This is a genomic window from Nocardioides pakistanensis (assembly GCF_054781215.1).
Map to the genome: position 1 here is coordinate 1 of NZ_BAAGUV010000049.1, position 5,179 is coordinate 5,179.

Sequence of the window (5,179 nt, forward strand, 5' to 3'; positions counted from 1 at the left end):
AGTGACCACCGCCCAGGGTGGGGAACTTCGATGAGCATCACTGGGGAATTCCGGCGAGCGCCATCACCGTCGTCGACTTGACCAAACGGCACCACCGGACAGTTCAAGACAGAATCCGCCCCTGACACCGCGTTTCCGCAGGTCAGGGGCGGATTGATCGGTCGGGCTGACAGGATTTGAACCTGCGACCCCTTGACGGGAGGCCTCCCCTTTGCGTCGTCTCGCTGGGGTCGGTGAACGTGTGCTGTGACCTGCGGAAACGCGCTCAACAACTCTTGTTCGATCTTGCCGCTGCCGGCCCGGTCTAGCGGACTTCTGCGCTAGTAAACGTCCAATAAGCGTCCAGGCAGTCAGATCGACACCGTCCACTCCCGCGGTCAGCCGCTGCCCTTCGCCCAGCGTGACGCGGCAATGACAGAGTGTCCGCCCTCGGTGGGAGAGACGAGGCAGCGGTCGTGCGCGTGCTCGAGAAGGTCCCTCGAATCCTCTCCGGCAGCCGCCTGACCGGAGAGGACGACTTTCACATCGGTGTCTCGTGGGACGAACCCTTGCCAAGGCCGCCTGGTCAAAGGCCGGCGACGTCACCGATGATGATGATTGCCGGCGGACGTACCTCTTCGGCTTCGATTGCCTTCCCGAGCTGGACCAGGCTCGTGCGGATAACACGCTCGCTCGCCAGCGAGCCGTCGGCGATGACGGCAGCGGGCTGGTCGGCGTCGCGTCCTCCGGCGACAAGGGCCTCGGCGATCTCGCCCGCATTCTGAACCGCCATCAACAGGATGATGGTGCCCTTTGATGCGGCGAGGGCTACCCAGTTGACGAGGCTGTCAGGATGGCCGGGGGCCACGTGACCTGAGACGACGGTGAACTCATGGACGACCCCTCGATGTGTGACGGGGATGCCCGCCAGCGCTGGCACGGAGATGGATGAGGACAGCCCGGGGATGACACGGACGGGGACGCCGGCGTGTTGCATGTGAAGCATCTCCTCGAACCCGCGACCGAACACGTAGCTGTCGCCTCCCTTGAGACGGACGACGTTCTTCCCGGCTCGGGCGCGGTCCAGCAAGACTGAGTTGATGTCTTCCTGGGCGGTGAACCGGCTGCGCGGGAACTTCGCGACATCGATGAGCTCGACATCGGGGTTGAGCCCGGCGAGCAGCTCACGAGGTACCAGCCGGTCCGTCACGACGACGTCTGCGCCAAGGAGCGCCTTGAGACCGGCGACCGTGATGAGATCCGGGTCGCCTGGGCCGGCTCCGACGAGGGTGACTCCGGCGAAGGATGCTGCTTCCAGGGACGTGGTTCGGTTGGGCATGGACGTCATTGTCCAAGCCACGTGATGTCGCCGTCGATGCGGGCGTTGGGACACGTCGACCCACGGGGCCTCGTGTGGCTTCACGCCTCGGAGGTACGCGACGGCTCCGCGTATGGCGTCTGCGTGGGACACCAGCACTGATACGGTGCCGCGGTCGAGCTCCCTGAGCACGGCGCCCATGCGGTCGTACACATCCATAGCCGACTCGCCGCCCGCGACCGGGGTGGTGGAGTCCGACCAGTCGGTCTGGGCGGCCACGGCCCAGCTCTCTTCGTAGCTTCTGCCTTCGAGGGCCCCGAGGTTCTGCTCGCGCAGCCGTGCGTCGAGTTTCACCTCCGCTCCGAGGTGACCAGAGTGGATCCCCGCGGTCTGGGTGGCTCGAACCAGGTCGCTACTGATGATCCGCGCAACCGGCAGCGCCAACGCGGCGAGGTCACCTGAGATCAGGGCTGCGGCGCACCTAGCCTGCTCGCGCCCCAGCTCACTGAGGCGAGGGTGGACGGTCTGCCCTTGCGTCAGCCGCCGGAGGTTCCACTCCGACTGACCATGTCGAACGAGATAGACCGGGTGCGCCACGTCGCGCATCCTGCCGTAGGCTGCGCTAACGCTCGTGGTGCAGGAACCCGGTGAGACTCCGGGGCGGTTCCGCCACTGTGACACCCCTCGCCTGCCGCGGGGTGCAGCCAGACACTGGCCACGGGTCGATCCGACCGATTGACGGGGCGAGAACCCCGGAGGAGGAACCCGACCATGGCCGCGCCTACCCGCGTTGCACTGCTGTCCACGTCCGACACCGACCTGCTGTCGGCCCGCGCCAGCGGCGCAGAGTACGTGTGGGCGAACCCCGCGCGGAGCAACAACGCCGAACTCACGGCTCTCGTCGCCGGGGCGGACCTGGTCGTCGTACGCCTGCTCGGGTCGCCCCACGACCTGTGGCCCGGTCTCGCGGCGGTTCGCCAGGACGGCACTCCGCTGGTGATTCTCGGCGGGGAGCAACAACCGAACGCGGAGCTGATGGAGCTCTCGACCGTACCCATCGGCGTCGCTACCGAGGCGCACCACTACCTTGCCGAGGGCGGTCCTGCCAACCTCGCCCAGCTGCACGCCTTCCTCTCCGACACGGTGCTGTTGACCGGGGAGGGGTTCGAGCCTCCGGTGGCTATCCCGGCTTGGGGGTACGCCGACCGGCCGGCGGCGCGCGACAGCCGGCTGCCCCGCGTGGGCGTGCTCTACTATCGCGCGCATGAGGCCAGCGGGAACGGCGCGTTCGCCCACGCCCTCGCCGACGCGATCGACGCGACGGGCCGAGCCGTCGGGGTGCCGATCTTCGCAGGGTCGCTCCGCTCGGCGCCGGATGACCTCTACGAGGCGCTCGGGACGCTCGACGCGGTTGTCGTGACGGTGCTCGCGGCCGGTGGCAGCGTTCCCGCGACGGCCAGTGCCGGCGGTGACGACGAGGCGTGGGACGTGGAGCGGATGGCGGCCCTCGACATCCCGGTGTTGCAGGGTCTGTGCCTGACCAACAGCCGGGCCGAGTGGGAGGCCTCCGACGACGGGATCAGCCCGCTCGACTACGCCAGCCAGATCGCCATCCCGGAGTTCGACGGCCGAATCACGACCGCCCCGTTCTCGTTCAAGGAGATCGACGCCGACGGCCTGCCGTCGTACGTTGCCGACGCCGAGCGTTGCGCGCGGGTCGCTGGTATCGCGGTCAACCACGCCGTCCTGCGGCGGGTGCCCAACAGCGAGAAGCGGATCGCGCTGATGCTGAGCGCCTACCCCACCAAGCATGCGCGGGTGGGCAATGCCGTCGGACTCGACACGCCCGTCTCCGCTATCAGGCTGCTGCGCCGGTTGCGAGAGGAGGGCTACGACGTCGGCACCGACAACCCGGTGCTGCCACTCCTCGACGTCGCCGACGACACGGAGGCCGGCGACGCGTTGATGCACGCGCTGATCGCGGCCGGCGGGCAGGACGAGGAGTGGTTGACGACCGCTGACCTCACCGACGCCCACGTGCGCATCGGCAAGGCGACGTATGACGCCTGGACGGCCGACCTGCCGGGGCGGCTGCGCGACGCCATGGTCGAGGCGTGGGGCGAGTCACCGGGAACCCTCTTCGTCAACGACGACGGCGAAATCGTGCTCGCCACCTTGCAGGCCGGCAACGTCGTGATCCTGATCCAGCCCCCGCGCGGCTTCGGCGAGAACCCTGTCGCGATCTATCACGATCCGGACCTGGCACCGAGCCACCACTACCTCGCGGCCTACCGCTGGCTCGGTGCAGACGTCGAGGCCGGCGGGTTCGGGGCGCACGCGGTGGTGCACCTGGGCAAGCACGGCTCGATGGAGTGGCTCCCGGGCAAGAACGCGGCCCTGTCTCCCGCCTGCGGGCCCGACGCCGCGATCGCGAACCTGCCGCTGATCTACCCGTTCCTGGTCAACGACCCGGGCGAGGGCGCGCAGGCCAAGCGCCGCGCGCACGCGACGATCGTGGACCACCTGGTGCCGCCGATGGCGCGCGCGGAGTCCTACGGCGACATCGCGCGGCTGGAGGGTCTGCTCGAGGAGTACGACAAGATCTCCGCGATGGATCCCGCCAAGCTGGCGGCCATCCGCGGTGAGATCTGGCAGCTCATGCACGCCGCCCAGCTGCACCGTGATCTCGGCCTGGAGGAGCGTCCGGACGACGAGGAGTTCGACGACTTCCTGCTCCACGTCGACGGCTGGCTGTGTGAGATCAAGGACGCGCAGATCCGCGACGGTCTCCACGTCCTGGGTGCGGCGCCGACCGGCGAGGCCCGGGTCAACCTGGTGCTGTCGATCTTGCGCGCCGCGCAGGTGTGGGGCGGCGTCGGCAACGCGGTCCCCGGGCTGCGGGCCGCCCTCGGTCTCAAGGATGGCGCCGATCTCCAGGCGGTCGACGAGACGGAGGCGCGGGCTCGGGCGCTGGTCGAGGCGATGGAAGCGGCCGGCTGGGACCCGACGGTCGCCACCACGCTGCATGACTCGCCGGAGGTCCAGCAGGTGCTGAGGTTCGCGGCCGAGCAGGTCGTCCCCCGCCTGGCAGGGACGACCGGCGAGCTCGATGCGGTCCTGCACGCCCTCGCCGGCGGGTTCGTGCCGGCCGGGCCCTCCGGCTCTCCCCTGCGTGGCTTGGTGAACGTGCTGCCGACGGGCCGCAACTTCTACACCGTCGACCCGCGGGCCGTCCCGAGCAGGCTGGCCTGGCAGACCGGCCAGGCGATGGCGGACTCGCTGGTGCAGAAGTACCTCGAAGAGACCGGCACCTACCCCACGTCGGTCGGACTGTCGGTGTGGGGCACCAGCGCGATGCGGACCTCCGGAGACGACGTCGCCGAGGTGCTCGCCCTGCTCGGCGTGCGTCCGGAGTGGGACGCGGAGTCCCGTCGGGTTCGCGAGCTGGTCATCGTCCCGCTGGAGGAGCTCGGCCGCCCGCGCATCGACGTCACCGTCCGGATCTCGGGCTTCTTCCGCGACGCGTTCCCCCACGTCGTCGCGATGCTCGACGACGCTGTGCGGATGGTGGCCGACCTGCACGAGCCGGCCGAGGCGAACTACGTGCGCGCCAACTATGCCGCCGACCTGGCCGAGCACGGCGACGCCCGGCGCGCCCGGACCCGGATCTTCGGCTCCAAGCCCGGGTCGTACGGCGCCGGCATCCTGCAGGTCATCGAGTCCGGCACATGGCGCGATGACAATGACCTCGCCGAGGTCTACACCGCCTGGGGCGGCTTCGCCTACGGCCGCGACCTCGACGGCGCACCGGCCGCCGACGACATGCGCGCCAACTACCGCCGCATCAAGGTCGCCGCCAAGAACGTCGACTCCGCCGAGCAC

At 69.4% G+C, this 5,179-nt stretch carries 2 protein-coding genes and 1 riboswitch; of the genes, one reads left to right on the plus strand and one right to left on the minus strand.

The genetic code is table 11. From position 1 onward, the window contains the following. Positions 1 to 565: 565 nt before the first annotated feature. Complete coding sequence (gene cobA / locus ACYVIH_RS17320) at positions 566 to 1,903, minus strand: uroporphyrinogen-III C-methyltransferase (RefSeq protein WP_460870751.1); 1,338 nt, start codon at positions 1,901 to 1,903, stop codon at positions 566 to 568. A gap of 9 nt (positions 1,904 to 1,912) precedes the next feature. Then, a riboswitch (cobalamin riboswitch) is annotated at positions 1,913 to 2,031 on the plus strand. A 37-nt stretch (positions 2,032 to 2,068) separates the two neighbouring features. On the opposite strand from cobA, the gene cobN reads away from it, so the two are divergent. After that, positions 2,069 to 5,179, plus strand: a 3,111-nt coding sequence (cobN, locus tag ACYVIH_RS17325) for a cobaltochelatase subunit CobN (protein ID WP_460870752.1), incomplete at its 3' end; no start/stop codon positions are given.

Coding starts and splice junctions, on each gene's coding strand:
- cobA (WP_460870751.1), bottom strand. CDS start 1,903: ATGCGCGACGTGGCGCACCCGGTCTATCTCGTTCGACATGGTCAGTCG.